This is a genomic window from Metabacillus sp. 22489 (genome assembly GCF_052044855.1).
Lineage (GTDB): Bacteria > Bacillota > Bacilli > Bacillales > Bacillaceae > Metabacillus > Metabacillus niabensis.
In genome coordinates this window covers 179,023-205,937 of sequence record NZ_JBQENT010000003.1, presented here as the reverse complement: position 1 = coordinate 205,937, position 26,915 = coordinate 179,023, and the positions used below count along the sequence as shown (strand labels likewise).

25 protein-coding genes are annotated in these 26,915 nt (G+C 38.1%); 15 read left to right on the top strand and 10 right to left on the bottom strand.

Features of this window, described 5'->3' with window-relative positions:
- The first annotated feature begins 220 nt into the window (after positions 1–220).
- The gene (locus ACTJJ9_RS03295) at positions 221–1,519 is read left to right on the top strand and encodes an HD domain-containing protein (protein WP_095301733.1); all 1,299 of its coding nucleotides are present in this window, start codon (positions 221–223) and stop codon (positions 1,517–1,519) included.
- Positions 1,520–1,571: 52 nt separating this feature from the next.
- On the top strand, positions 1,572–2,093 hold the full coding sequence (locus tag ACTJJ9_RS03290; RefSeq protein ID WP_145580158.1) for a YwgA family protein: 522 nt from the start codon (positions 1,572–1,574) through the stop codon (positions 2,091–2,093).
- Positions 2,094–2,223: 130 nt separating this feature from the next.
- Here the strand turns inward: ACTJJ9_RS03290 and ACTJJ9_RS03285 are convergent, their stop codons facing one another.
- Positions 2,224–2,409, bottom strand: a complete 186-nt coding sequence (locus tag ACTJJ9_RS03285) for a 2-hydroxymuconate tautomerase (RefSeq protein ID WP_233452134.1) — start codon at positions 2,407–2,409, stop codon at positions 2,224–2,226.
- Between the two features lie 145 nt (positions 2,410–2,554).
- Between ACTJJ9_RS03285 and ACTJJ9_RS03280 the strand changes: the two genes are divergently transcribed.
- Together ACTJJ9_RS03280 and ACTJJ9_RS03275 are read left to right on the top strand one after the other, a co-directional pair.
- The gene (locus tag ACTJJ9_RS03280) at positions 2,555–3,220 is read left to right on the top strand and encodes a site-2 protease family protein (RefSeq protein ID WP_145580354.1); all 666 of its coding nucleotides are present in this window, start codon (positions 2,555–2,557) and stop codon (positions 3,218–3,220) included.
- A 52-nt stretch (positions 3,221–3,272) separates the two neighbouring features.
- Positions 3,273–3,788 carry a YwhD family protein gene (locus ACTJJ9_RS03275; RefSeq protein ID WP_095301736.1) on the top strand — a complete coding sequence of 172 codons (516 nt, stop codon included), beginning with the start codon at positions 3,273–3,275 and terminating at the stop codon, positions 3,786–3,788.
- Positions 3,789–4,220: 432 nt separating this feature from the next.
- Here ACTJJ9_RS03275 and ACTJJ9_RS03270 read toward each other — a convergent pair whose 3' ends face one another.
- Positions 4,221–6,290: a transglycosylase domain-containing protein gene (locus tag ACTJJ9_RS03270; protein WP_145580160.1), complete on the bottom strand. Its 2,070-nt coding sequence runs from the start codon at positions 6,288–6,290 to the stop codon at positions 4,221–4,223.
- A gap of 279 nt (positions 6,291–6,569) precedes the next feature.
- Here ACTJJ9_RS03270 and speE point away from each other — a divergent pair, with 279 nt between their 5' ends.
- Together speE and speB are read left to right on the top strand one after the other, a co-directional pair.
- Complete coding sequence (speE, locus tag ACTJJ9_RS03265; protein WP_145580161.1) at positions 6,570–7,400, top strand: spermidine synthase; 831 nt, start codon at positions 6,570–6,572, stop codon at positions 7,398–7,400.
- A gap of 110 nt (positions 7,401–7,510) precedes the next feature.
- On the top strand, positions 7,511–8,392 hold the full coding sequence (gene speB, locus ACTJJ9_RS03260) for an agmatinase (RefSeq protein ID WP_095301740.1): 882 nt from the start codon (positions 7,511–7,513) through the stop codon (positions 8,390–8,392).
- Between the two features lie 105 nt (positions 8,393–8,497).
- Here the strand turns inward: speB and ACTJJ9_RS03255 are convergent, their stop codons facing one another.
- A complete protein-coding gene (locus ACTJJ9_RS03255; protein ID WP_145580162.1) occupies positions 8,498–9,796 on the bottom strand; it encodes a globin-coupled sensor protein in 1,299 nt (432 codons plus the stop codon).
- A 162-nt stretch (positions 9,797–9,958) separates the two neighbouring features.
- Between ACTJJ9_RS03255 and ACTJJ9_RS03250 the strand changes: the two genes are divergently transcribed.
- Together ACTJJ9_RS03250 and argS are read left to right on the top strand one after the other, a co-directional pair.
- Complete coding sequence (locus tag ACTJJ9_RS03250) at positions 9,959–10,390, top strand: DUF1934 family protein (RefSeq protein WP_186324082.1); 432 nt, start codon at positions 9,959–9,961, stop codon at positions 10,388–10,390.
- Positions 10,387–12,057, top strand: coding sequence for an arginine--tRNA ligase (gene argS, locus ACTJJ9_RS03245; RefSeq protein WP_145580164.1), 1,671 nt, complete (start codon positions 10,387–10,389; stop codon positions 12,055–12,057). Before ACTJJ9_RS03250 ends, argS begins: the two co-directional genes overlap by 4 nt.
- A 58-nt stretch (positions 12,058–12,115) precedes the next feature.
- Here argS and ACTJJ9_RS03240 read toward each other — a convergent pair whose 3' ends face one another.
- The 7 genes from ACTJJ9_RS03240 to cls form a co-directional block, all read right to left on the bottom strand.
- Positions 12,116–12,736, bottom strand: coding sequence for a DedA family protein (locus ACTJJ9_RS03240; RefSeq protein WP_145580165.1), 621 nt, complete (start codon positions 12,734–12,736; stop codon positions 12,116–12,118).
- A 155-nt stretch (positions 12,737–12,891) separates the two neighbouring features.
- Positions 12,892–13,533, bottom strand: coding sequence for a hypothetical protein (locus ACTJJ9_RS03235; RefSeq protein ID WP_145580166.1), 642 nt, complete (start codon positions 13,531–13,533; stop codon positions 12,892–12,894).
- Positions 13,534–13,547: 14 nt separating this feature from the next.
- Positions 13,548–13,862, bottom strand: coding sequence for a PadR family transcriptional regulator (locus ACTJJ9_RS03230; protein ID WP_095301746.1), 315 nt, complete (start codon positions 13,860–13,862; stop codon positions 13,548–13,550).
- 518 nt (positions 13,863–14,380) lie between these two features.
- A complete protein-coding gene (locus tag ACTJJ9_RS03225) occupies positions 14,381–15,124 on the bottom strand; it encodes a CPBP family intramembrane glutamic endopeptidase (RefSeq protein ID WP_145580167.1) in 744 nt (247 codons plus the stop codon).
- Between the two features lie 19 nt (positions 15,125–15,143).
- Positions 15,144–15,581: a MarR family winged helix-turn-helix transcriptional regulator gene (locus tag ACTJJ9_RS03220; protein WP_095301748.1), complete on the bottom strand. Its 438-nt coding sequence runs from the start codon at positions 15,579–15,581 to the stop codon at positions 15,144–15,146.
- A 141-nt stretch (positions 15,582–15,722) separates the two neighbouring features.
- Complete coding sequence (gene uvsE / locus ACTJJ9_RS03215) at positions 15,723–16,679, bottom strand: UV DNA damage repair endonuclease UvsE (RefSeq protein WP_145580168.1); 957 nt, start codon at positions 16,677–16,679, stop codon at positions 15,723–15,725.
- Between the two features lie 18 nt (positions 16,680–16,697).
- Complete coding sequence (gene cls, locus ACTJJ9_RS03210) at positions 16,698–17,906, bottom strand: cardiolipin synthase (protein WP_095301750.1); 1,209 nt, start codon at positions 17,904–17,906, stop codon at positions 16,698–16,700.
- Between the two features lie 231 nt (positions 17,907–18,137).
- Between cls and ACTJJ9_RS03205 the strand changes: the two genes are divergently transcribed.
- The 7 genes from ACTJJ9_RS03205 (at position 18,138) to rpoE (ending at position 26,569) form a co-directional block, all read left to right on the top strand.
- Entirely contained in the window at positions 18,138–20,234 is a 2,097-nt protein-coding gene (locus ACTJJ9_RS03205) for a (Fe-S)-binding protein (protein ID WP_145580169.1), read from the top strand.
- 16 nt (positions 20,235–20,250) lie between these two features.
- Entirely contained in the window at positions 20,251–21,429 is a 1,179-nt protein-coding gene (locus ACTJJ9_RS03200; protein ID WP_095301752.1) for an acetyl-CoA C-acetyltransferase, read from the top strand.
- 18 nt (positions 21,430–21,447) lie between these two features.
- A complete protein-coding gene (locus ACTJJ9_RS03195) occupies positions 21,448–22,299 on the top strand; it encodes a 3-hydroxybutyryl-CoA dehydrogenase (RefSeq protein WP_186324083.1) in 852 nt (283 codons plus the stop codon).
- 101 nt (positions 22,300–22,400) lie between these two features.
- Positions 22,401–23,537 (top strand): acyl-CoA dehydrogenase family protein, encoded by a 1,137-nt coding sequence (locus ACTJJ9_RS03190; RefSeq protein WP_145580171.1) that lies wholly within the window; start codon positions 22,401–22,403, stop codon positions 23,535–23,537.
- A gap of 11 nt (positions 23,538–23,548) precedes the next feature.
- Complete coding sequence (locus ACTJJ9_RS03185) at positions 23,549–24,688, top strand: acyl-CoA dehydrogenase (RefSeq protein WP_145580172.1); 1,140 nt, start codon at positions 23,549–23,551, stop codon at positions 24,686–24,688.
- Between the two features lie 53 nt (positions 24,689–24,741).
- On the top strand, positions 24,742–25,368 hold the full coding sequence (locus ACTJJ9_RS03180) for a TetR/AcrR family transcriptional regulator (RefSeq protein WP_145580173.1): 627 nt from the start codon (positions 24,742–24,744) through the stop codon (positions 25,366–25,368).
- Between the two features lie 658 nt (positions 25,369–26,026).
- A complete protein-coding gene (gene rpoE / locus ACTJJ9_RS03175) occupies positions 26,027–26,569 on the top strand; it encodes a DNA-directed RNA polymerase subunit delta (protein ID WP_145580174.1) in 543 nt (180 codons plus the stop codon).
- Positions 26,570–26,915 lie beyond the last annotated feature (346 nt).

Here is a 26,915-nt window from a genome sequence, read left to right as displayed (position 1 = left end):
GCTATAATAAAAACAAGTGTTATTGATTAGTGTTAGTGTCTATTAGGCACTTTTGTATTTTTTTAATGTTGAGCTACAACGCCTAGTCTCATGAGGGTATGAGTCAGCTAAGAACCCTAAAAGAGATAGAGACTTTCTTGATGTGTTGTCTTTATCCTCACAGGGTCACTAACAAGGCGTATTCGCTTTTTTATTAAGTCGGAACGGAAGTGGGAAGACAATGGCAAATACAAAATTGTCTGAGGAGAAGGTTTTTAAGGATCCCGTTCACCGCTATATACATGTTCGAGATAAATTGATTTGGGATCTGATCGGGACAAAGGAATTTCAACGGTTACGAAGGATTCGTCAGCTTGGGACGACATTTTTCACCTTTCATGGAGCAGAGCATAGCCGGTTTAATCATTCATTGGGTGTTTATGAAATTGTTAGACGAATTGTTGATGATGTTTTTAAAGGGAGACCGCAATGGAATGATGAAGAAAGAATGCTATGTCTTTGTGCGGCGTTATTACATGATTTAGGACATGGTCCTTTTTCACATTCATTCGAAAAGGTATTCCATCTCGATCATGAGGATTATACACAGGCGATCATTTTGGGAGATACAGAGGTTCATGCAGTTCTCTGTGAGAATGGGAAGGATTTTCCAAAAAAGGTTGCCGAAGTGATTGCAAAAACATACGAAAATAAACAGGTTGTAAGTTTAATATCAAGCCAGATTGATGCAGATAGGATGGATTATCTTCAGCGGGACGCCTATTATACGGGTGTGAGCTATGGGCATTTTGATATGGAACGGATTTTACGTGTGATGCGTCCTCGAGAAGATCAGGTCGTAATTAAGAGCAGCGGGATGCATGCGGTTGAGGATTATATTATGAGCCGTTACCAAATGTATTGGCAGGTATATTTTCATCCTGTTACACGTAGTGCGGAAGTGATTTTAACAAAGATTCTTCATCGTGCTAAACAGCTTCATCAGGAATTTTATTCGTTTAAGCATGAACCGCTACATTTTTACTCTTTATTTGAAGATGAAATGACATTAGCGGACTATTTAAAATTGGATGAGTCTGTTATTTTGTATTATTTTCAGGCTTGGCAGGATGAAGATGATGCGATTTTAAGTGATTTATGTACGCGATTTATGGACCGCAAGCTGTTTAAATATGTTGAGTTTAACCCAAATGTGCAAATGATGACACTGATGGAACTCACGGCGTTATTTAAAAAGGCTGGAATTGATCCCGAATATTATTTAGTTGTCGATTCGTCATCAGATTTGCCATATGATTTTTATCGGCCTGGTGAGGAGGAGGAACGTTTACCAATTCATCTGCAAATGTCGAATGGAGACATTCGAGAGCTATCACGAGAATCAGAAATTGTTGATGCCATATCGGGAAAAAGAAGGACAGATCATAAGCTATATTTTCCTTTGGATTTATTAGAGGATTTATCAACGAAGCGTACGGCGAAGAAAAAAATATTAGAATTATTAGGATTAGCTAACTAAATCGAGAGAGATATAACGTTGAACATAGAAAGAGTTAGGAGATGACGGGGCTTTGATGAAAGAACATGCTAAGCTGATGAAGGTTATTTCATCAGCTGGTGAAATTATTGGTCGTAAAAAGCTGCAAAAGATGATTTATATTGCAAAGAAGGTTAATCTTCCTTTTTATGAAAAATATAACTTTCATTTTTATGGACCTTATTCAGAGGAATTAACACTTCGAATTGAAGAGCTTTGCAATTTAGGATTTATAAATGAGGTTCATGAAAAAAAGGGTGGCTACTTTCAATATCGTTATTCATTAACAGACGCTGGACAAGAATTTTTAGGCCATTATGAGCTTGATTTGCCGCCATTAAAGGATTTTATGCTAGATTTAAATGAACAAAATTCAAGATTTTTAGAGTTAGTATCAACGGTTTTATACTTTGAAGGACTTGAAAAAGATGAAGTGAAGGATAAGGTGTTTACGTTAAAAAGCAAACAGCGTTATACAGAAGAGGAAATCGACGAGGCTTATCAGTATATTGAAAAAATTAGAGATTTAGTAACGAAGGAGCTTACAAAACATTAAAGAGTGCACGGGTGGAAAGAATTTTTCTTTCCTATTTTTTTTGCTTAGATTAGGAGTATATAAGGTGCTTAAAAGGGCTGCTCAAAAGATTTACCTTATTGAGTCAGCCTTTTGTTACTTTGCAGTATTTCTATTCATCACTTAGTCTTTTTCCGCCAACAGCATAATGATTTTTTGACATTTCTTCAATGAAGACGACAATTTTTTCATCAGGTGCTCCTGTTGTTTCAGAGACGGCAGCAGTTACTTTTTCCACTAATGCCTTCTTTTGCTCCTCTGTACGGCCTTCTAGCATTTTAACAGTTACATATGGCATATGTCCCATCCTTTCAAAAATATGTATCGCTGGTGAACATTTTGCTTGGAAAATGTATTCAGCCTGTAAATATAGTATACTTTAAGCGAGTACGTTTGCATAACCTCACATAAAGGAGAATGAGATGGAAAGATTAGAAGAAACGATAGGACAGTTTTTGGCGTTTCCATTACAAATGATTCCGTATGTTGTCATTACATTAGTTGTAGCCTTCACATTTCATGAGTTTGCCCATGCATATGTTGCCTATAAATTTGGAGATCCTACTGCTAAAAGGCAGGGGAGACTAACGCTATCACCGTTAGCCCATTTGGATCCGTTTGGTACGATTCTTATTTTTATTGCAGGCTTCGGTTGGGCAAGGCCGGTACCGGTTAATCGCTACTTTTTTAAAAGACCTCGACTTGCAGGTGTTTTAGTATCTGTAGCAGGTCCATTAAGCAATTTAGTGATCGCTTTTCTTGGAACAGCTATATGGTATATTCTTATATCAACGAAAATATTAATGGCTCTGCCAGAATCGATGATGTACGGTCTAGAGGACTTTTTTAATATATTTGTATCACTTAATGTCATGCTATTTATTTTCAATCTACTACCGTTTCCACCGTTAGATGGGTATCGAATTATTGAAGATTTAGCACCAGCACATATTCGTGCTAAAATGACACAATATGAAAGCTATGGGATTATTATCTTTCTCATTCTTGTCATTACACCGCTTGATCAGTACATTATTCAACCGATTTTTGCTGTCGGTCGACCATTAGTGATGGAGATGTTCCATTTCTTATTAAGCCCGATTATTTAACTACATAAAATAGTTTAAAGAAACAAATGGTTATAAAGAAGGAGGATTACTTATGGAGGAAAAGAAAAAGAAGAAAAGTATTGGCTTTAATATCATCAAAAATGACCCAACGGATGGTCACGGAGGGTTCGGTGTAGGTGCATTAAGCCTTGATAATGTATCCCCGGTATTTGTTGATATTGAAGAGGGCGAGGCCTTTGTTGATATTGGTGCAATGCATGCTAGAAGTGCTGTTGAGAAGGGCATTAAGTTTCTAAAAAATAAAGAGGAAGTACCAAATGGAAAACCATATTGGCTCGTTTGGGTAACAATTGATCGAAAAGCGGAGGGTCCATATTATGCCGGTGTTGCAGCATGTGAAATGACTGTGGATCGCTCGATTAGAAGAGGGTATAAATCTCTTCCTGAGCATGTAAACCGAATGGATAAATCAATGAAAAGACATATTATCGTTGACCATATGGATGACCGCTCTAAGGAAATTCTTGCAAATTATTTAAAAAATCATGACCAAGGCATGTGGGAGCGCTCTGAGCAGAAGCTGAAGGATGATTTAAACGCAAACTGAAAATATGTCGAAACTGTGACACTTTCGTGAACAAATTGGTAATATCTTGTGAATTTCCCTTAAAGTTAGTAGACTAAGGTTAAGTTTATAAAACTAGGACATAAAAAGCCCCGAGCATATTTGTTCGGGGTTTTTTATTGTTTGGAAATTATAAAATTTTGAAATTTTGGTGAAGCGCACGACATCTAACTCCGGCGCTAAGCCCTCAAAGCTACAAGCCTAGGAATTGATAGTAAGAGCAAGCACCTTCCATTCATTTGCGTCTTGTGCTTGTCGGGGCTGACCAAGGTGCTTCCGCTTTTCTATTTGTCTAGCTCCAGCGCCTAGCCCCTCGAGGTCACAAGCCACATAGGAATTGAAGGCAAAGAACACCTTCATTTCCTATGCGTCTTGTGCTTGTCGGGGCTAAACGAGGCGCTTTCGCTTTTCTGGTTACCACCATTTAAACAGTTTTTCGAAAAGTCCTTCTTCTTTATTGTTTTTCTCTTTCTTTGCTTTGTCTTCGGATTTTTTGTTTGATTTGTGTTCTTTACAGTATTCAGTTGGTTCAGTGCCTTCCACAAAATAGGTCAATCTGCGAACGGGGCAATCTTTTGTTGCCAGCTTGCCGCTTGCTGGGTTAATGTATACGCCAACAACACCATCAGGAGGACGGAATGCTTTGACGGATTCGTCTTCTAATGATTCCTCCATGAAATTTGCCCAGATTTTTTTAGCGTAGCTTCTTTCCTGAACTAAATTGATCGATTTCCCTTTATCATAGCCTGTCCATACTCCTGCGACAATTTGTGGAGAGAAGCCGACCATCCAGCTATCAGTCGATGTTGTACCAGATTTACCGGCATATTCCCTTGTTAATGTTGATGCAATTGTCTGCCCTGTTATTGAGGTGTAATCATTTAACTTCGGATCAAACATCCCTGTCATCATATGTGTTGTAACAAAGGCAGCTTGCTTATCTAATATTTGCTCTTTTTCCTTACTGCTTTTATAAATAAGCTTGCCGCTTGCATCCTCAATTTTTGTGACAAAGGTTGGTTCAATTTTTTTCCCACCGTTTCCTAAAATACCGTACGCATTGACTAAGTCAATTAACCGTACAGGTGAGGTACCTAAAGCAGTCGATGGGATTTGTTTCATTTTCGTCTTTAATCCAAACTGTTCACCGGATTTTACAAGCTTATCCATTCCGAGAAACATATGTGTTTTAACAGCATAAATATTGTCGGATAAAGCAATTGCTTGAAGCATCGTTATAAAGTCATTTGCATAATAGCCATTATAGTTACTCGGTTTATATGTTGCTTTGCCATTATCATACTTGAACGTTGTTGGCTCACTTTTCATTTCTGTGGATGGAGTGAAGCCGTTTTCGATCGCTGTATAATATAATAATGGCTTTATCGCTGAACCAGGCTGTCTAACTGCTTGAGTAGCCCGATTGAACGGACTTTTATCATATTCACGTCCACCAATTAATGCTTTTACATGACCTGTAGAAGGCTCTAATGCAACAAAGCCTGCTTGAATATCTGATGATTGATCGATAGAACTGTTCATTAGTTTTTCTGCGGTTTCCTGCATTGTGATGTCTAGTGTAGTATAAATTTTTAAACCTTGCGTTTGGATAGCCTCTTCATCAATTTGCAGCAAATCAGCGACAGACTCCATAACAGCATCTTGGAAATAAGGGGCAATGCCCTTCTGTTGTTTGCTTTCTTTTTTAGTATAGACAAGCTCTTCACGTAAAGCCGCATCTAATTGGTTTGCCGTAATATAGCCTTCATTTTTCATCGTTTTTAAAATGATTTCCTGTCTAGCCTCGGCTTTTTCCTGATTAACATAAGGTGAATAAGTGCTTGGACCTTTTGGGATTCCTACCAATAAAGCTGCTTCTGCAAGTGATAAATCCTTTGCGCTTTTGCCAAAGTAATAATTCGCTGCTGCCTCAATACCGTAAACGCCATGACCGTAATATATCGTATTTATATATCCTTCTAATATTTGTTCCTTGCTGTAATTTTGCTCAAGGCGGATCGTATAAAAGGCTTCCTTAGCCTTTCTTTCCCATGTCTTACCATGATGTAAAAAAAGATTTCGTGCATACTGTTGGGTAATCGTACTAGCGCCTTGTACTTTAGCCATCGCTTTTAAATCAGCTAAAGCTGCTCCGGCAATTCGTTTATAATCGAAGCCGTTATGCTCAAAAAAGCTTTGATCCTCAATTGCAACAGTTGCTTGTAGGACATAATCTGAGATCTCATCTAATGGAACCCAATACCGCTTTTGCCCATTGTGCAGCTCGCCAATTTTTGTCCCATCACCTGCATAAATAATGGTTGATTGTGGCACTGTTAAGGAAGGAGGACCTTGCCATTTCGCATACAAAACAATGCTAAGAATAATCGTAGATAAAAAGACTAAAACTAAAATGCCGATAAATAAAAGGGCTCGCATTGTTTTTAACGTTATTCGTAAACGTTTAGGTGTGATTACATCCATCGTTTTTCACCTCCAGACTGTATGATTTATCCGTACAAATACACTGTTAGTCATTATGAGTGTTTTTATCAGTTTTTAAACATCCGAGGGGAAACTATGTATTTTTTTCTTGCATTTTTGCTAGTTTCATCTATACTTTTTTTAGGTTTTATTGAAGTCTGGCTTTATCAATGAATTCTTACTTTTCGTACATTCGCCGCTTGAAAATACAACGGATTTTTCTATTTTGCTTAAAACAGGCAGGTAGGATTTGAAGGGTTGAAAGGATGATTTAAATAAATGAGTGAATTATGGTATACAGAGAAGCAAACGAAGAATTTTGGCATCACTTTAAAAATAAAACAAACGTTACATACAGAACAAACTGATTTTCAATACTTAGAGATGGTGGAAACAGAAGAGTTCGGTAACATGCTTTTCCTTGATGGAATGGTCATGACATCACAAAAGGATGAATTTGTTTACCATGAAATGGTGGCACATGTACCGTTATTTACACACCCTAACCCAGAAAATATCCTAGTTGTTGGTGGGGGAGACGGCGGAGTTATCCGTGAAGTCTTAAAGCACCCGCAAGTGAAAAAGGCGACACTTGTTGACATTGATGGCAAGGTCATTGAGTATTCTAAGAAATTCCTTCCTGAAATTGCAGGGAAATTAGATGATCCACGTGTTGAGGTGAAGGTCGGAGACGGCTTTATGCATATTGCTGAAAGCGAAAATGAGTATGATGTCATTATGGTTGACTCGACTGAACCGGTTGGGCCAGCTGTTAACCTTTTTACTAAAGGCTTTTATGCAGGTATTTCAAAGGCTCTTAAAGAGGACGGAATTTTTGTTGCCCAAACAGACAATCCTTGGTTCACGCCAGAGCTTATTTCTACAGTGCAACGCGATGTGAAGGAAATTTTCCCTATAACACGTCTCTATACAGCCAATATCCCGACATACCCAAGTGGTTTATGGACATTTACAATCGGCTCAAAGAAATATGACCCACTAGAAGTAAGCGTAGACCGTTTCCACGACATTGAAACGAAATATTATACAAAAGAATTGCATAAGGCATGCTTCGTATTACCGAAATTTGTTAGTGATTTAATTAAATAAATGAAATGAGGGTGAGGGCATATCTCTCACTTTTTTTAAAGAAAGTCGTTCGCTTTAGCATCAACAAGTTTAACGGTGCTCGAGCTTTTTATGAGATCGGAGGGTAAAACATGAAATTTGATGAAGCATATTCAGGTAATGTATTTATAAAAAGTCATCCAAGCTATGAAGAAAGTGAAGCGGTTATTTATGGAATGCCGATGGATTGGACGGTCAGCTATCGTCCAGGTTCTCGTTTTGGCCCAGCGCGTATTCGTGAGGTTTCCATTGGACTTGAAGAATATAGTGCTTATTTAGATCGAGAATTGGAAGAAGTGAAGTATTTTGATGCAGGCGATATTCCGCTTCCGTTCGGTAACCCACAACGAAGCATCGAGATGATTGAGGAATATATTGACGGACTTTTAGCAGATGGGAAATATCCGTTAGGAATGGGTGGAGAACATCTAGTTTCTTGGCCGGTTATGAAGGCAATGTACAAGAAATATCCAGACTTAGCGATCATTCATATGGATGCCCATACAGATTTGCGTGATCATTATGAAGGGGAGCCGTTGTCACATTCTACACCAATTAAAAAAATTGCTGATTTAATTGGTCCAAAAAATGTGTACTCCTTCGGGATTCGCTCTGGAATGAAGGAAGAATTCCAATGGGCGAAGGAAAACGGAATGCACATTTCAAAATTTGATGTGCTTGAGCCACTCAAGGAAGTGCTGCCAACACTTGCGGGTCGACCAGTCTATGTCACGATCGATATTGATGTCTTAGACCCTGCGCATGCACCAGGTACAGGAACAGTGGATGCAGGTGGAATTACGTCTAAAGAATTATTAGCGTCTATTCATGAAATTGCAAAATCTGATATCCGGGTAGTTGGTTCCGACCTAGTTGAAGTAGCGCCAATCTATGATCATTCAGAGCAAACAGCAAATACAGCAAGCAAAATCATTCGTGAAATGATTTTAGGCTGGGTACAGAAAAAAGGGTAATTATTTTTTCATAATAGTTAAAAAGCTTCCTATGCAGGGTGGAAACACCTGTATTTGGAAGCTTTTTGTTTATTTTAAGCTTAGTGTTTGATACTCTCACACCTATTAAAAATTTTGGATTGTTTGATTAAGTTCATCAGCTAATGTTGAAAGCTTTAATGATGATTCTCGAATATCTGTTAGTAGATGTGTAAAGCTTTGAATGTCTAAATTGTTCCGTTCATTTTGTTTTTTGTTTGAGTTACTAACCGTTAAGATTTCCTCAAAGCTATTTAGCGTATCACTTACATGTTGGTTTGTATGGATCGCCTTTGAATCCACATCGTTTATTTGCTCAACAACACCTTCAATTTGAGTAATGGTTGAACGTACTAAATCTGTAATATTATTTGATGAATCCTTTGTTTGTTCGGCTAGTTTTCTAACCTCTGCTGCAACAACCGAGAATCCTTTACCTTGCTCACCTGCGCGGGCAGCTTCAATGGCAGCATTTAACGCTAATAGATTTGTTTGCTCAGCAATTGATGTAATGACCGCAACAATTTCTCCTATTTCCTTTGACGTAGAGGCTAATGAAGAGATGCTGCTTTTGATTTGATTTACACTTTCCTTTAATGAGGCCGTTTGGACGATAACAGCGTCTAGCTGTTCCTTTCCTATAAGTGAACGCTCTTCAGTTGAAATTGCCGATTGCAGACCTTCTTCAATGTTTTCTTTAATTTTCTCCGATTTGTTTAAAACATCTTCGACCGTTGCCCCTGTTTCTTCTGACATTGCAGCTAAATCCTCAGTAATATCGCCAATTGTCTTTTTCACATTTTGCTTCGCTTCATCCTCTTTGTCTAAAAGCAGTTGATTTTGCAGCTTTTGCAGGGCAGCTAAACATATTTGTGCTTCAAGACTAAAGATTTTAGAAACGACTCGATAGGCTAAAGTTAAGCTTTCGGGATCCGTTTTATAGGCTTCACCAACAATTTCAATAACAGCTTCCGTTAAAATTTGGTTTGTACATAAATACCATTTCACTTCAACACCTATTGCTAAGTAGTATCTGGCTAAATTATTTCTCTTTTCCATAAAATCAGCACTAATAACTCCAGAAAAGAAGTCAATGATATATTGTTTTGAACCGCTTTTTTCAATTCCTAGTGATTTCATATCAACGATTTTTCTAATTCCATCAAAAGGATGGTTATATAAAGCATCGTATACTTTATCGAACTTTTCTTCGATTATCGGTTTTAAAGCCTTCGCCACAGCTAAATCATGAAGTGTTATGTTGAGAAGTTCTAATTGTTGTTCTAATTCAGAATGACCGTTGCAGTTAATTGAAACATCCTGTTGTTGTTCAGCGAGTTCTACCAATGATGGGTGTGAGCTTGCCTTTTTGCTAAATAAAGCCATGTTATCCCTCCGTTATTCAATACTCTATATCTTATATCGGTATAATATCTATTTTCTAAATAATTGCAGGACAGAAATTATCAGCTACCTTCCCCTTGCACAGTTGCAAATCGTTCTTTATACTATTAAAGTTAAAGGAGTATGAGAAAAGGGAGTGTCTATATGTCAAAAAGCACACCTATCCAAATCCATGTATTATCGGAAATTCGCAATGAAAAAGACCTTGATAAAGAACAAATCGAGGTTAGGACGAAAGGCGAATTTATTTTAAAAGGAAAGACATCTTATATCCGATATGAAGAGGAACATGAGCTCGGTTCTGTAAAAACGACGGTAAAGATAGCTGAGAATGAGGTTGTAGTGATGCGAACTGGAGCTGTTGTAATGAAGCAGCGTTTTATTAAAGGTATGGTAACTGCAACAGAGTACACAACACCTTATGGTCGGCTTCAACTCGCAACGAATACTCACTCTTTATCTCACGTGACAGAAAATCGTCAAGGCAAGCTCGTTCTTCATTATGATTTGCAATTAGATGAAAAGGAAAAGCATGTACATACATTAATGATGACATATAAGGAGGAACAATCATGAATATCGTCGAGCAAGTGAAGGAACGCTTAAAGGATGAAATTAAAGCAGCTGTCATAAAGGCTGGATTAGCTGAAGAAGCGCAAATACCGGACGTATTATTAGAAATTCCAAAAGAAAAAACACATGGTGATTATTCAACAAATATGGCAATGCAGCTTGCAAGAGTGGCGAAAAAGGCACCTCGGATGATCGCAGAAGGTATTGTCGAGCATTTTGATAAAGAAAAGGGATCCATCGATAAAATCGAAATAGCTGGTCCAGGTTTTATTAATTTCTATATGAATAATCATTATTTAACAGAGCTAATTCCAGCGATCTTAGATGCTGGCGAAAGCTATGGTGAAACAAATATCGGAAACAATGAAAAGGTACAAGTGGAGTTTGTTTCTGCAAACCCTACAGGTGACTTGCATCTAGGACATGCACGCGGAGCAGCTGTTGGTGATTCCTTATGTAATGTTTTAGCGAAAGCTGGCTATGATGTTTCTCGTGAGTATTACATTAATGATGCGGGTAATCAAATTAATAATTTAGCACGATCTGTCGAAGCACGTTATTTGCAAGCGTTAGGAAATGCTGCAGAAATGCCGGAGGATGGCTATCACGGTGAGGATATCATTGAAATCGGTAAAAAATTAGCTGAGGAATTTGGCGATAAATATGCGAACCAATCAAGTGAGGAGCGTTTAAGCTTCTTTAGAGAGTATGGTCTTAAATATGAAATGGGTAAGCTAAAGGCTGATTTAGAGGAATTCCGCGTTTCCTTTGATGTTTGGTATTCTGAAACTTCTTTATATCATAACGGAAAAATTGATGAAGCACTTGCAAAGCTTAAGGAAAAAGGACATATCTATGAAGAGGATGGAGCAACATGGTTCCGTTCGACAACATTTGGTGATGACAAGGATCGTGTTTTAATTAAAAACGATGGATCTTACACATATTTAACACCAGATATTGCTTACCATAAAGATAAGCTTGATCGTGGCTTTTCAAAGCTTATTAACGTATGGGGAGCAGATCATCATGGATACATTCCACGTATGAAGGCTGCTATTGAAGCGCTTGGTTACAGCAAGGATACACTTGAAGTTGAAATCATTCAACTCGTCCACCTTTATAAAAATGGCGAGAAAATGAAAATGAGTAAACGAACAGGTAAAGCAGTCACTATGAGAGATTTAATTGAAGAGGTAGGTCTTGATGCTGTTCGTTATTTCTTCGCAATGAGAAGTGCTGATACTCATATGGATTTTGATTTAGACTTAGCGGTTTCAACATCAAATGAAAACCCTGTGTACTATGCGCAATATGCTCATGCACGTATTTGCAGCATGCTTCGTCAAGGTGAGGAACAAGGATTATCCTTTGATGGTCAGTTAAAGCTTGAGGAAATCTCGTCTGAAAAGGAATATGATCTGTTGAAAAAGCTTGGGGAATTCCCACAAGCCGTTGCGGAAGCAGCTCAAAAACGAATTCCACACCGAATTACAAACTATATTTATGATGTCGCATCTGCTCTGCATAGCTTTTATAATGCTGAAAAGGTACTTGACCCTGATAACGCAGAAAAAAGCCGTGCAAGATTAGCGCTAATGAAAGCAACCCAAACGACTTTGAAAAATGCTTTAACATTAATCGGTGTATCAGCACCTGAAAAGATGTAATTTCATAAGAAGAGGCTGTTACAATCGGGGAAAAACCCAGATGTAACAGCCTCTTTTTTTAGTTGCTATTTTTCTTGCGTACTCTTTTTCGTATAAAGATGACGACAAACACAATAATTAGTAATGCTAATATCGCATAAACGATATTTGAGTAAATATCCATATAGTGTACAATTGTTTCCCAAGAGCCCCCAACAGCTGCTCCGATATTGACTAAAATGATATTCCAAATTAATGTTCCGAGTGTTGTGAATAACAGAAATACTCCAAAATTCATATGGGACATCCCTGCAGGTAAGGAAATTAAGCTTCGGATTAAAGGGACGAGCCGGCAAAAGAAGATTGTCCATACACCATATTTCTCAAACCATCCATTTGCTTTATGAATGTCATCTGTTGTTAGCCGTAAAATATGTCCCCAGCGATTAACAATTTTTTCGATCTTTTGAATATCAATAATCAAGCCGATGCCATAAAGAATAACTGCTCCAAGCACAGACCCTAACGTAGAGTATATGACAACGCCTGTTACGGTTAAATTTGTTGTCGTCGTTAAATATCCGCCAAAGGTTAAAATGACCTCAGATGGTATAGGCGGAAATACGTTTTCTAATGCGATTAAAAGAAGAATACCAAAGTATCCGAACTTTTCCGTTATCTCTGTTATCCAAGCTTCCAAAATATCTTCACTCCAATTTTTAATTTTTAGCTATGTGAAAACATGGTGTAAATTTTTTGTTCTTTTGTTGATTGTTGAAAAATGCTAAGACTCCTGCAAAGAAAAGTGAATACCTATAGCAAAAATCTACAATCAAGTTTAGCAGAGCCAACTTTTTATGAAAACAGCTTATTCACCTTTTGATAAAGAATAGAGTCGAGGATTTTATAGACAAAAAATAATCCAACAAGGCCAATGCAATAGGCAAACAATGTCACTTCAATCATTAAGGTAATGAGTGTGTTTTCGTTCATTGCTGCTGTAACGACCCAAATGATTAAACCGACAATACCGGTTATAACGGCCAAGCCTAATAAATAATAATGGGCATGAAGATTGAAAAACGATGTGCTTTTTGACAATGATAAAAATTCCTTCACTTTAAATTGATTAATCGCTTCGTTTGTTGCTTCTTGTTTTGTCATACCTTGCTTTACTAAATCCTCAACATAGTCTTCTAAATAGGTTTGTAATTCCAATTTTTCGTCCGCACTCATCGCCAACTGGTTTACATATGCATGGATATCATTTTGCTTTTGATACATCGCATTCAAATGGATATGGCTTATATAATTTAAAGCTCCCCAGATAACAGCGAGTCCAAATGAGAACCAATAACAGAGAATTAACCAAAACGGATCAGTTGTATACATTCGATCAACATAATAAAAGCTAGCGAAACATAGTGCGGATAATATGATTAGCCAAGGATATTTTATCTCAGATAACATTAATGCTTTCTTCAAAAAATGACTCATGAAATCCTCCTCCCTTAAATAAATCGTTTTACCATTTCAGTTATCATTTTCCAATCGTGAACATATGTCTCAAATAGCTCAATGCCTTCCTCTGTAATGGCATAATATTTGCGTCTGCCTCCATGGCTTTCAGTGCCCCAGTAGGAGGATATCGCCCCGTGTTTCTCTAGCCTCTTTAATGATAAATACAGAGTTGCCTCCTGAATTTCAAATGTACCTCCAGTTTTCTCTTTAATTGTTTTGGAGATTTCGTAGCCGTAATTATCTTTTTCTTTTAAGACTGATAGAATAAGCAGATCGATATTACCTTTAAGCATTTCCTTATTCAAAAAGATGCCCCCCAACGATCCAATTACTTAATATTATTAAGTACATAGCTATCGTATAACAGATTACTTAAAATAACAAGGTAATTTTTCATGTTTTTTCCAAAGGGAGTTTTTTTGCTATCTAAAGTGAGTAAGGTGTGCCTTCTAAAGTCTTGACTCCTACAAGTCTCACAAAAAGACCAAGCCTTAAAGGAGTTCTGTTTAAAGCAGGGGGGATTTAAAACGGAAGGGGCAGATCAACAAGATGGGAATAGAAGGGGAGCAAGCCCTTTTACAGGCTTAATCATTTTGACTGTGCCCTTCTTACTTCTTCCGTAAAACAATCACGTTCATCTACAGCTAAAAGAATTGTATAGATTTCTTTTTTCTGCCAAAGAAATTGGAAACACTTATTTTTATTTTTTCTTCCAAGGGATCCCATCTTGTAACGTACGATAGTAGCAAACAAGCTTGAATACCTTATAGACAAGAAAGATGAGAAGCAAGACAAGGAGTAGACCTATAGTTACTTTCATAGATTACATCTTATTTCCTTCAGTTGTTGAGTTACTGGCATTAGCGACAAAATCGATTAAGAAATGGAAAATCATTAGGGGAAATAGACTACCTAAAATGAGATAAAGCATACTAAAGCATATCCCGATCAGAGTAGTTCGAATAAATCCACTTAATCCTTGATAGGTATGAGCTAAGCCAAAGACGATTCCAGCGATAACGACATAAAGCCATTCTGATGCATCTGGTACCAAGGTCATTAAGACTAACAGCAAGAACCCTCTATAAATGATTTCCTCTGTCACACCTGCAGTTAACGAGACATAGCCCCATAGTTTTTTCTCCTGACTTGACTCGGGGAGTAGCTCCTGGTAAGGCATTTTCTCTAACTCATTCGCAACCTTGTCTCTAAACGCTTGACTTGTTTTCATTGCGACGAAATGGTAGACAATGGCGAAAAGGTAGCCGACGAATAAAGCAAGCAGGATATAAGAGATCCATTTACCGAATATAGATGTGTTAAGGGAGGGCCAAGAAAACCCAAGTGAGGAAAAAGTAATTGGAGAAACCATTGTAACAATAACAATAATAAGTGTAGGTATCCATAACGCTAGCATCGTTTCTTTATAATAGGCTATTCTCCGAGTTTTGTTTTCAGGGGTTTTATGGATGTCTTGCTTAAATCGCTGATACGATATATACCCCCAAATAGGCTCATAGGTTAGTAGAAAGCATAAAAAGAGTACATAAAAAATAGTCAATGCCATAAGAATTCCTCCTAGCCCTCTATGAAGAAGAGGTAACAATAGTATGTAGTGCTTTCAAAATTCTGTGGTACTCGATAATGTCCTTCGCTGGTAGCTTCAAAAAATATTTTTCAAATATTTTTTTATCTGCGTGCTCCAATTCAGAGAATAAGCTCTCTCCTTTTTCTGCGAGAATAACAAAGGTTTCCCGACGATTATCAACATTAATTTCTCGTTTTACATATTTATTAGCCTCCAATTTTTTAACAAATTGACTTGCTGCACTTGGTGTTGCATCGATCGCTACAGCAATGTCCCCCATTGTTGGGTTTCCTCTTTGCTTAACAAGGCTAACGATTATTGATTGTTTTGAAGATAATTCATATTTCTCTAGTATTTTTTGATATTCCTTAACAAAAACAAGCTTAATATCCTCTGAAAACCGTTCAGCTTCATGCAGTAAAGTCATTGGATCCATATGAAAACTCCTTTATTTAAGTATTCTCAATTGTTAAGTTTACTTAAATAAAAAATACCATAAAAATACATCAGAAACAATTAGTTCCAATGTATTTCATAGTAATGTTTTATAGTTTTTCATAAATTTGCCATATATTATTTACATTTCAATTGTTGCTTCACCAATCCGCTTAATACCTCTTATTTTAGAAATGTCCTCACATAGCTTAAGAGCAGCAAAGTCCTTACGTTTTGCCTCAACCATTACGTCGATGTCTATATTAAAATTCTTAAGGTGATTTATGAGAGGGAGCAAAAATTCTAGATCAACATAATCAGCATGGCTACGAAATTCTTTCTCGGATTTAGGGGAGGAGACATGAATCTTTGGTTTCAGCCCAATTGTCTCCCATGTTTGAAAAATTCTTGGCAGTAAATTTTCTAATTTTTCATCGCTTTCGTTGTTTGCCATGTAATGATGGTAATCAAACATGAGAGGGATGTTTTCCTTTTCACATATTGCTAATGTTTCTGTTGTCGTATATGTCTTATCATCATTTTCTAATGTCATTCTTCGCTTTATATGAAGAGGTAATGCTGTTAAGTTCATGTGGAATCGCTCGATTGCTGCTTGTTTATTTCCATATGCCCCACCAACGTGAATGTTTATAATTGCCTCATTCGAAAGACCCATTGCTTCTAAAACATCATAGTGATAAGACATATCTAAGACTGCATTTTCCGTAATTTGTGGCTTCTCACTTGTAAACAGGGTAAACTGATTTGGATGGAAGCTTGTACGGATTCGATGTTTTTTTACAAGTGTACCGATTTCTGAAAAGAGATGTTGAAATGGGGTTTTATAATCCCATCTTACTTCAGGATGTGTTGCTAATGGAACCATCGATGATGAAAAGCGATAGAGAAAGATTTCATGAGCGATATTATAATGGATCATTCGAAGCGTATGCTTGAGATTTTGTTCTGTTACATAATGAAGCTGAGCGCTTCTTTCATCCTCTGAAAGCTTCTTCCACCTAGTAAAGGTTAATGCTTTTGCCGGAGAACAATCCCAAAGAGAAAGAGCATGTGAAACATATCCAAATCGAATAATCATCCAATTCCTCCATAAACCTTATAAAAAATGGGAAAGACATGTTGCGATTACTTCAAGAATCCTTTGCTGAAACGGACGTTTCTGATAATCCTTATAGGTTAACTGTTCAGAATGAGTAAGATCTTCATCAATATATTTTTTAAATTCATGAATAAACGTTTTGTCGTAAATTAAACAGTTCATTTCATCATTTAAATATTGGCTTCGCTTATCAAAGTTAGCCGTTCCGATATCACATAGCCTGTCATCTATAACAATTCCTTTAGCATGATAAAAGCCTTGGTAAAAACGATAAACTTCACAACCAGCAGGTAGAAGCTTGCCGAGGTAAGGAAAGGATGCCTCTTTTACAAGTGGGTGATCAGATTTCATTGGCACCATCAATCGAACTCTAACACCTCTTTTTAATGCAAGAAGCAGCTCGTGAAGCACCTGTTCTCCTGGAATAAAATAAGGTGAACAGATAAAAATTTCCTCCTTCGCCATTTGAATAAATTCAATGACATGCTTCTTTAAATGCTCACCATATGTCGCAAAAAATCGTTGCTCACTTGCTCCAGCTGGCTGAACGGGATAATAGCGTGGATTTTCTATATCATTATCTCCCGTTGCGTCAAACCAATCTTTTAAAAATTGCTTTTGAAGGTCATTAACACCTTCAGCAGTTACTTTTAGATGATAATCGCGCCATAAACCAAACTTTAAATCATGTCCAAGGTATTCTTTTCCGACATTGAATCCACCTAAGTAGGCTATTTTGCTATCGATGACAGAGATTTTGCGATGGTTTCTTGCTTGGCTTGAATAAAAAAGAAAAGGAAGCTTTGGTTTATGCGTATAAGCAAAAAGAACACCCTTTTCCTTTAATCCTTGAATAGTCTGCTTTTTAAGACGCTTGCTGCCGATGTAATCGAGCAATAGTCGGACCTCTACTCCTTGTTGAGCCTTTTCTCCAAGTAAAGCTAGGAAGTCTTCACTTATTTGGTCATTTCGGACAATATAAAAAAGAACATGCACACTTTTCGTACTTTTCCGGATGCAATCCATTAAGTCTTGAAATAAGTGATTTCCATCTACAATTAGCTCAAAATCACTCTTTCTTAACGGAAATACCTCATATTTAGATTTTGCAAGATGATTTTTTCTTCCAAAGTGATAATCTATTCGAAGCCAACATACAATTGCCACTATAATAAAGCCGATCAAAAGGAACTGAGTCAAGGTCATTCCTCCTAGTAGCATATTTTTTATAGTATTAACACGACTTTTTATTTTATGTGGAAACAAGGAAATAAATATTGACTGAATGCTCATTCATTATTTATCATAAACGTATAGATGTCATTCATAAGATGTAAGTAGGGTGGATGTTATAGAATAATGAAAAAGCTAGACAACGTCTTTAAGGGGAAAAGACCTTTGTTTAACAACATGTAATCGGGAAAAGGGGGAGAAGAAATGACTTGGCTACTTGTGGCAAATTTTGTGGCATTTATTATTGTAACCGCTTACGCAATTCATTTGTTTGTGTACTTAATAAAAACGAGGCTCGCTTATATTCGACTTGGAAAAAAGGTTGAATTTGAGCATCGAATGAAAGAGCGATTCCATAACCTTTGGATTAATGTCTTTGGACAAAAGAAGCTTTTAAAGGATAAAAAAAGTGGGATTATTCATGTCATGTTTTTTTATGGATTTATTCTCGTTCAATTTGGAGCGATTGATTTTATTATCAAAGGACTTATGCCAGGAAGACATCTTCCGTTAGGACCGCTATATCCGGCTTTTACATTTTTTCAGGAAATTGTCACGTTTATGATTTTAGTTGCCGTTGCTTGGGCATTCCATCGTCGCTATATAGAAAAGCTTGTCCGACTAAAGCGAGGATTTAAATCTGGATTAGTCCTATTATTTATCGGGGGATTAATGCTATCTGTCCTTTTAGGGAATGGAATGGCACTTATTTGGCACGAGGAAGGACTGACATGGTCTGAGCCGATTGCCTCATGTTTTGCGGCAATTTTAAGCTTTGTCGGTGAATCTGGCGCAGTTGTCCTATTCTATTTTGCATGGTGGATCCACTTACTCTTCTTATTATCATTTTTAGTTTACGTACCTCAATCTAAACATGCTCATTTAATTGCAGGACCTGCAAATGTGTTTTTAAATCGATTAACAAATCCGGGAAAGCTTGAAAAAATTGATTTTGAAGATGAATCACAAGAAACATTTGGTGTTGGGAATATTCAAGATTTTACCCAAAAGCAATTAGTAGATCTCTATGCCTGTGTGGAATGTGGACGATGCACAAGTATGTGCCCAGCAACTGGAACGGGGAAACTTCTCTCACCAATGGATTTGATTACCAAGCTACGTGACCATTTAACACTAACAGGTGCTGCAGTTACGCAAAGGCAGCCATGGGTTCCCACTGCAGCCTTTAGTAAGACGAAGGGAAACCAAATTGCGCTGATGGCAGCAGGTGCTAGTGCAAACGAGTCAGCAGCAACTGCATTTGAATACAATCCATCGCTAATTGGAGATGTCATTACCGAAGAAGAAATTTGGGCGTGTACAACATGCCGCAATTGTGAAGACCAATGTCCAGTGATGAATGAGCATGTCGATAAGATTATTGATTTGCGCCGTTACCTAGTCTTAACAGAGGGGAAATTAGATGCTGATGCACAGCGGGCGATGACTAATATCGAGAGACAAGGAAATCCATGGGGATTAAATCGAAAAGAAAAGGAGTCATGGCGGGAACTTAATGAAGAAATTTCCATCCCGACAGTAAAGGAAATGCAAAAGGTCGGGGAAGAGTTTGAATATTTATTTTGGGTCGGCTCAATGGGCTCGTTTGACAACCGTAGTCAAAAAATCGCCCTCTCCTTTGCAAGACTTTTAAATAAGGCTGGGGTGAAGTTTGCGATTCTTGGAAATCGAGAGAAAAACTCAGGCGACACTCCACGTCGACTTGGGAATGAATTTTTGTTCCAGGATTTTGCAACAAAGAATATCGAGGAATTTACCAAGCATAATGTGAAAAAAATCGTTACGATTGATCCTCATGCCTATAACACATTTAAAAATGAATATCCGGACTTTGGACTTGAAGCAGAGGTGTATCACCATACTGAACTGCTAGCTAAATTAGTTGAGGAAGGCAGGTTAAAACCAGTTCATGCAGTAAATGAGACGATTACCTTTCATGATTCCTGCTATCTAGGGCGCTACAATGATGTTTACGATGCCCCACGCCAGGTTATTAAAGCAATTCCCGGAGTCACTCTAGTAGAAATGAAACGAAACCGCGAAACAGGAATGTGCTGTGGTGCAGGTGGAGGATTAATGTGGATGGAAGAGGATACAGGCAGCCGCATTAATGTAGCAAGAACAGAACAAGCTCTTGCCGTAAAACCGACGATTATTAGCTCGGGCTGTCCGTATTGTTTAACAATGCTAAGCGATGGCACGAAAGCTAAGGAGGTTGAGGCAACAGTAAGCACATATGATGTCGCAGAACTATTAGAAAAATCGATATTTAATAGCTAATAAAGGGGAGAAAAGGATGACAACGACAGTAATTTTAAGTGGGGCACGGACACCATTTGGTAAATTCGGTGGAGCATTGGCGTCCTTTACCGCAATTGAACTTGGTGGTATCGCTATTAAGGAATCGATAAAAAGAGCAAATATTGATGGAAATGAAGTTCAAGAGGTGATATTTGGTCAAGTGCTCCAAGGTGGGCAAGGGCAGATTCCGTCGCGCCAGGCTGCACGGGCGGCGGGTCTTGCTTGGGATGTGAAAACAGAAACAATTAATAAAGTTTGTGCATCTGGATTAAGAGCTGTCACCTTAGCGGATCAAATCATTCGTGCTGGAGATGAAGAGGTAATTGTAGCTGGTGGGATGGAATCAATGAGTAATGCACCATATCTTTTACCTAAAGCACGCTTCGGAATCAAAATGGGTGATACCCCTGTAAAGGATTTAATGATCCATGATGGCTTAACCTGCAGCTTTACAGGAGTCCATATGGGTACTTACGGTAATCGGACAGCAAAGGAATTAAACATAACGCGAGAGCAACAGGATGAATGGGCATTGCAAAGTCATCAGCGCGCCGTCTCTGCACAGAACGCTGGGCGATTGGCAGAAGAAATCATTCCAATCACGGTACCGCAAAGAAGAGGAGCACCAATTATTGTGGAGAAGGATGAAGCACCGAGAAAGGATACTTCAATCGAACAGCTTGCGAAACTAGCCCCTGTTTTTGATCATGATGGAACAATAACTGCAGGGAATGCCCCAGGTATTAACGATGGGGCAGCGGCTTTAGTCCTTATGAGTGAAGAGCGGGCTATTCGAGAAAACCGTAAGCCGCTCGCAAAAATTGTAGCTCATACAGCTATAGCCGTTGAAGCAGAGAATTTCCCAAAAACACCGGGAATCGTCATAAACGATCTTCTTAAAAAGACCGGTAAAACAATCGATGACATCGACTTGTTTGAAATAAATGAAGCGTTCGCCTCTGTTGCATTAGCAGCAAACCAAATTAATGATCTTAATCCGAACAAAGTCAATGTCAATGGAGGTGCGATTGCGTTAGGGCATCCGATCGGTGCGAGTGGTGCGAGAATTATCCTTACCCTTATGTATCAGTTAAAACGTAGAGGCGGAGGTATAGGGATTGCAGCTATATGCAGCGGTGGGGGGCAAGGTGATGCGATTATGCTTGAAGTGTAGCTGGGAGGAGGATGAATGATGAGGAGCTTAAAACTCATGGTTGTTGGTGCTGGGCAAATGGGTAGAGGAATTGCCCACGTATGTGCAATGGCAGGATTTCCTGTCATTCTTTATGACTTGGAGCAAGCCGTTGTTTCAACAGGGAAACAATTGATTCAGGACCAGCTTGGAAAGCAAGTTGAAAAGGGAAAGCTTGCTAAACAAGAAATGATGGAAATTTGCAAAAGAATTACAACAACTACGAAGCTTGAGCAAGTTCAAACAGTCGATTTCGTCATTGAAGCTGTCGTTGAAAAAATCAAGGTAAAAAAAGACGTATTTTATCAGCTTGATAAATTAGCTCCACCCCATACGATTCTTGCGACAAACACATCATCATGCTCGATAACTGAAATTGCTGCCGTAACAAATCGTCCCGAAAACGTAATAGGCATGCATTTTATGAACCCTGTACCTGTTATGAAGCTAGTTGAAATTATTCGCGGCTTAGCGACTAGTGATAATGTGTTTGAGCAAACAAAAAGTCTTGCTGAAGCTCTAAACAAAACACCGGTCGAGGTCAACGATTATCCTGGCTTTGCCTCTAACCGTATTTTAATGCCGATGATAAATGAAGCGATTTACACTGTCTATGAAGGTGTTGCAACAAAAGAGGCGGTTGATGAGGTGATGAAGCTTGGAATGAATCACCCAATGGGACCGCTTAGACTGGCAGATTTTATCGGTCTTGATACATGCTTATATATTATGGAAACTCTCCACAATGGCCTTGGAGATGATAAATATCGTCCTTGTCCATTGCTGAAAAACTATGTAAAAGCCGGGTGGCTAGGGAAAAAAACTGGCAGAGGCTTTTATCAATATGAATAATCATCAATAAGATTGTTCCCAGATTAACATCATCGGGTTGCTCTTATTTTTACGTTGCTAAAGAAAGCTACTATGCTTTTTTAAAAAAGGAGTGACATCAAGTGAATTTTAAGCTAACAGAGGAACAAAAGGCTATGCAGAAAATGGTTCGTGACTTTGCCGAAAACGAGGTAGAGCCCTTTGTGGAAAAAATGGAAAACGGTGAATTCCCAACATCCCTTCTAAAAAAAATGGGAGAGCTTGGTTTGATGGGGATACCAATCCCAACATGTTTTGGTGGGGCGGGAAAGGATTTTATATCCTATATTATTGCTATTCATGAGATTTCCAAAATAAGTGCAGCGCTTGGGGTCATTTTATCTGTTCATACGTCTGTTGGTACGCTTCCGATATTCATGTTCGGAACAGAGGAGCAAAAGGAAAAGTATCTAAAAAAATTAGCGACAGGTAAAAGCTTAGCAGCCTTTTGTTTAACTGAGGCAAATGCTGGATCAGATGTGGCTAAAATGGCGACTCGTGCGATGCGTAAAGAAACGTGCTATGAAATAACCGGTGCAAAGGAGTTTATAACAAATGGAGGGGAAGCAAATACGTATATCGTCTTTGCAAAAACAAATCAGTCTAAAGGTAACAGGGGAATATCAGCTTTTATCGTAGATAAGGAAACAGATGGCTTTAGCTTTGGACATGATGAACAGAAAATGGGGTTACACGGTTCAAGAACTGTACAGCTTCTTTTCGATGAGGCAAAGGTACCGCTAGAAAACCTCCTTGGTAATGAAGGAGATGGCTTTAAAATGGCGATGTCAGTCCTTGATGGTGGACGAATTGGTATTGCCGCCCAGGCGCTTGGCATTGCGGAAGCTGCTTTACATGTTGCAACAAACTTTTTAAAAAAACGAAGCGCTGAATCGCAGCGTCCAATTGAACAAGGCTTAGCGTTCAAGCTTGCAGATATGGCGACAAAGGTGAAAGCGGCAGAGCTACTAGTCTATCAAGCTGCATATTTAAAGGGAAATGGCCTTTCTTGCGGGAAACAAGCAGCAATTGCGAAGTTATTCGCCTCAAAAACAGCGATGGAAAATGCAACAGAAGCCATACAGCTTCTCGGTGATGAAGGATATACAGATAAGTTTCCTGCTGAACGATTTTTTCGTGATGCAAAGGTTTGTGAAATCTATGAAGGAACGAGTGAAATTCAACGAATTGTAATTAGTAAGCATCTTCTAAAAAGTTAGGGGGATTGGTGATGCAGTTTATGCTTTCAGAAGAACATGAAATGCTTCGAAAAACAGTAAGGGATTTTGCCAAAAAGGAAGTGGAACCAACTGCAGCAGAACGTGATGAGCAGGAGCTTTTTTATCGAGACATCTTTACGAAGATGGCGGAGCTAGGACTAACAGGTATCCCTTGGCCTGAGCAATACGGTGGAATTGGCAGTGACTATTTAGCTTATTGCATTGCAGTCGAAGAATTATCAAGAGTTTGTGCTTCAACTGGTGTAACGTTATCAGCTCATACATCCTTAGCCTGCTGGCCCCTCTATAAGTTCGGAACAGAGGCACAGAAGCAAACGTATTTAAAGCCCCTTGCATTAGGTGAAAAAATCGGTGCTTATGGTTTAACTGAACCCGGATCTGGATCAGATGCAGGGAGTATGAAAACAAATGCGAGATTAGTAGGGGATCATTATGTATTAAACGGTTCAAAAATTTTTATTACAAACGGGGGCATTGCTGATATTTATATCGTGTTTGCTGTAACGGACGCAACGAGTAAAAGTAAAAAAACAACAGCCTTTATTATAGAAAAGGATTTTGCCGGCTTTTCGATCGGGAAAAAAGAACATAAATTAGGAATCCGTTCATCACCAACAACTGAGATCATTTTTGAAAACTGCAAAGTACCAAAGGAGAACATACTTGGTCAGCTTGGTGAAGGCTTCAAAATTGCGATGATGACATTAGATGGAGGGAGAAATGGTATAGCTGCCCAAGCGGTTGGAATTGCCCAAGGTGCATTGGATGCTGCAATCGACTATGCAAAAACACGTGAGCAGTTCGGAAAACCGATAGCGGCTCAGCAAGGGATTAGCTTTAAATTAGCTGATATGGCAACAAGCATTGAGGCTGCCAGGCTTTTAACCTATCAAGCTGCTTGGCGGGAATCAGAAGGACTATCCTATGGGATGGAGTCTGCTATGTCAAAGCTTTTTGCCGGTGATACAGCGATGAAGGTGACAACAGAGGCTGTACAAATATTCGGTGGCTATGGGTACACGAAGGACTATCCAGTAGAAAGATATATGCGTGATGCAAAAATAACGCAAATTTATGAAGGCACCCAAGAAATCCAACGTCTTGTCATTTCAAGAATGCTAACAAAATAGTTAGAGCTTCTATTAATAGTAAAATTCATTTTATTCGACTAAGGGAGGTATAGATGAAAAAACGTCAGGTTCAGGCATCTGTAAAAGATGAGCAGTTAATAGAAAAACGACGGGATCAAATGATCAAAGGGGCTGTATCTCTATTTAAAGAAAAGGGCTTCCATCGAACAACGACAAGAGAAATCGCCCGTGAGGCAGGCTTTAGCATTGGAACATTGTATGAGTACATTCGCCAAAAGGAAGATGTTCTTTATTTAGTATGTGATACGATTTATGACCAAGTCTATTCAAGATTAGAAGAAGATATCGATACGAAGGAGGGGACGGTTGAAAGCCTGAAAAAGGCCATTAAGACATATTTTTACGTTGTCCATGATATGCAGGATGAGGTACTTGTCATGTATCAGGAGGCAAAATCATTATCAAAGGATGCCCTTCCATATGTGTTGAATAAAGAACTTGAAATGACAAATTTATTCAAACAGATGATCCAAACTTGTGTTAATACAGGTGAGCTACAGCTTACCGAGCAGCAGTGTGAGCTTCTTGCCCATAACATTGTAGTTCAAGGTGAGATGTGGGCATTCAGAAGATGGACATTACAAAAGCATTATACGTTAGATCAATACATTGAATTTCAAACAGATTTCATCACTCACGGAATGGTGAAGCAAAACTGATTATTTTGAAGTGATGCTATTCATTTATTTTAATTCCTAGTATAGAAAAGATGGAATCTATTTTCAAAAAAGTACATGTTTTTACGATAAAGGATATGAAGAGTGCTGAAAAATACAGCGATATAATATTTGGTCATGATGAGACAAAATTCCTCTCATTGAACAAAGATAACGGGAAAAATGCAAAGGGATCAAAACGTTCCAATTCCTTCTAAATTGATAGAAATTGAACGCCCCTTCTGGAGCAGAATTTCCCGTTTTTTACTGGAATTTTACGGTCCCCTTAGATTTTGCATATTTTTACGTGATTATTGTGGCATAAACTGCTAGAATTTGTTTATAATGAATGGTATGATTTGCAGACTTACCTAGTACATAATGGAATAGAAGGCCAAGCTAAACATCGTATTTAAGTTCATATTAGTGAAAATTCGATGTTTGTTTCATGCAATCATTCTATGAGAAGCTAGGAAATAAATGCTTCTATTTTGACATAGTAATGAGTGCAAGGAGCTTTTCTATCTAATAAGATTTTCAATAAGCGTGGGCTCTAATCCTCGCTAAATTAGTGAAACTTATCCGATTGTACGATAAAGCAATAATACTTGCTAGTTACATCGGATAAATAGATGAGATACCTAGAAAGGGAGTGCCGTACTTGAGTCTTAAGGAATTAACAGAAGAGCAAATTAAAGAAATGGCAATGGTTGAAGTTGCCTATGAACTGTTTAAAGAAAACAGAAAACCTTATATTTTTAACGAATTAGTAGAAGAGGTTGCAGCCCTTCTTGGTTTAACTAAAGAACAGGTTGAAGACCGTATTGCACAATTTTATACAGATATGAATATTGATGGCCGCTTCATTTGTGTAGGAGAAAACATGTGGGGCTTACGTACATGGTACCCATATGAACAAATAGAGGAAGAAATTGTTCCGACAACAACGAAGCCGAAGAAGAAAAAAGCGAAAAAAGCTCTTGTTGATGATTTGGATGAAGACTTCGATGACATTGAAGACGATTTAGACTTTGATGATTTAGATGACTTTGACGATACAGATGACGAAGATGAAGATGATGAAGACTTCGATGATTTAGAGGATGTCGATTTAGATGATGACGATGATCTTATCGACGATGATGATGAGTTTGATTTAGATGAAGAAGATGATGAAGACTTTGATGATGAGGAAGAAAATTAATCTGAATCATCTTGACTTTCCTTATCTAACTAGGTAGAATCTATTTTGGGCTCTTAAAAAAGCAATCGTTGTATATATTATACATTTACGCTCCCTTTCAACTTGTTTGGAAGGGGGCTTTCTATTTTTAACGGGTAATCAAGTATATCATTTAATCTTAGATTTGGTGTAGGATCTGCGTCTAGCTTCTTTTAGGTAACAAGCGAAAAGGGAATTAACTTGCGTTTTGTTTGCCTTAAGTATTTTAAGGCGTTTGGATTTTTCTTATCTAAGTTGGTTTTTTAAGAAAGTTGAAGGCTCTTTAAGTAAAGTTCCCAAATGGCGATGGTGTGAGTATGCCAAAGTG

Bases quoted from the DNA above. Each gene is read 5' to 3' on its own strand.
- speE (WP_145580161.1), top strand. From the start codon at position 6,570: ATGAGTGAATTATGGTATACAGAGAAGCAAACGAAGAATTTTGGCATC.
- argS (WP_145580164.1), top strand. From the start codon at position 10,387: ATGAATATCGTCGAGCAAGTGAAGGAACGCTTAAAGGATGAAATTAAA.
- ACTJJ9_RS03275 (WP_095301736.1), top strand. From the start codon at position 3,273: ATGGAGGAAAAGAAAAAGAAGAAAAGTATTGGCTTTAATATCATCAAA.
- uvsE (WP_145580168.1), bottom strand. From the start codon at position 16,679: ATGATTATTCGATTTGGATATGTTTCACATGCTCTTTCTCTTTGGGAT.
- ACTJJ9_RS03255 (WP_145580162.1), bottom strand. From the start codon at position 9,796: ATGGCTTTATTTAGCAAAAAGGCAAGCTCACACCCATCATTGGTAGAA.
- speB (WP_095301740.1), top strand. From the start codon at position 7,511: ATGAAATTTGATGAAGCATATTCAGGTAATGTATTTATAAAAAGTCAT.
- ACTJJ9_RS03200 (WP_095301752.1), top strand. From the start codon at position 20,251: ATGACAACGACAGTAATTTTAAGTGGGGCACGGACACCATTTGGTAAA.
- ACTJJ9_RS03185 (WP_145580172.1), top strand. From the start codon at position 23,549: ATGCAGTTTATGCTTTCAGAAGAACATGAAATGCTTCGAAAAACAGTA.
- ACTJJ9_RS03220 (WP_095301748.1), bottom strand. From the start codon at position 15,581: ATGGATCCAATGACTTTACTGCATGAAGCTGAACGGTTTTCAGAGGAT.
- ACTJJ9_RS03205 (WP_145580169.1), top strand. From the start codon at position 18,138: ATGACTTGGCTACTTGTGGCAAATTTTGTGGCATTTATTATTGTAACC.
- ACTJJ9_RS03235 (WP_145580166.1), bottom strand. From the start codon at position 13,533: ATGAGTCATTTTTTGAAGAAAGCATTAATGTTATCTGAGATAAAATAT.
- ACTJJ9_RS03180 (WP_145580173.1), top strand. From the start codon at position 24,742: ATGAAAAAACGTCAGGTTCAGGCATCTGTAAAAGATGAGCAGTTAATA.
- ACTJJ9_RS03225 (WP_145580167.1), bottom strand. From the start codon at position 15,124: ATGGCATTGACTATTTTTTATGTACTCTTTTTATGCTTTCTACTAACC.
- ACTJJ9_RS03250 (WP_186324082.1), top strand. From the start codon at position 9,959: ATGTCAAAAAGCACACCTATCCAAATCCATGTATTATCGGAAATTCGC.
- ACTJJ9_RS03295 (WP_095301733.1), top strand. From the start codon at position 221: ATGGCAAATACAAAATTGTCTGAGGAGAAGGTTTTTAAGGATCCCGTT.
- ACTJJ9_RS03285 (WP_233452134.1), bottom strand. From the start codon at position 2,409: ATGCCATATGTAACTGTTAAAATGCTAGAAGGCCGTACAGAGGAGCAA.
- cls (WP_095301750.1), bottom strand. From the start codon at position 17,906: ATGACCTTGACTCAGTTCCTTTTGATCGGCTTTATTATAGTGGCAATT.
- ACTJJ9_RS03270 (WP_145580160.1), bottom strand. From the start codon at position 6,290: ATGGATGTAATCACACCTAAACGTTTACGAATAACGTTAAAAACAATG.
- ACTJJ9_RS03195 (WP_186324083.1), top strand. From the start codon at position 21,448: ATGAGGAGCTTAAAACTCATGGTTGTTGGTGCTGGGCAAATGGGTAGA.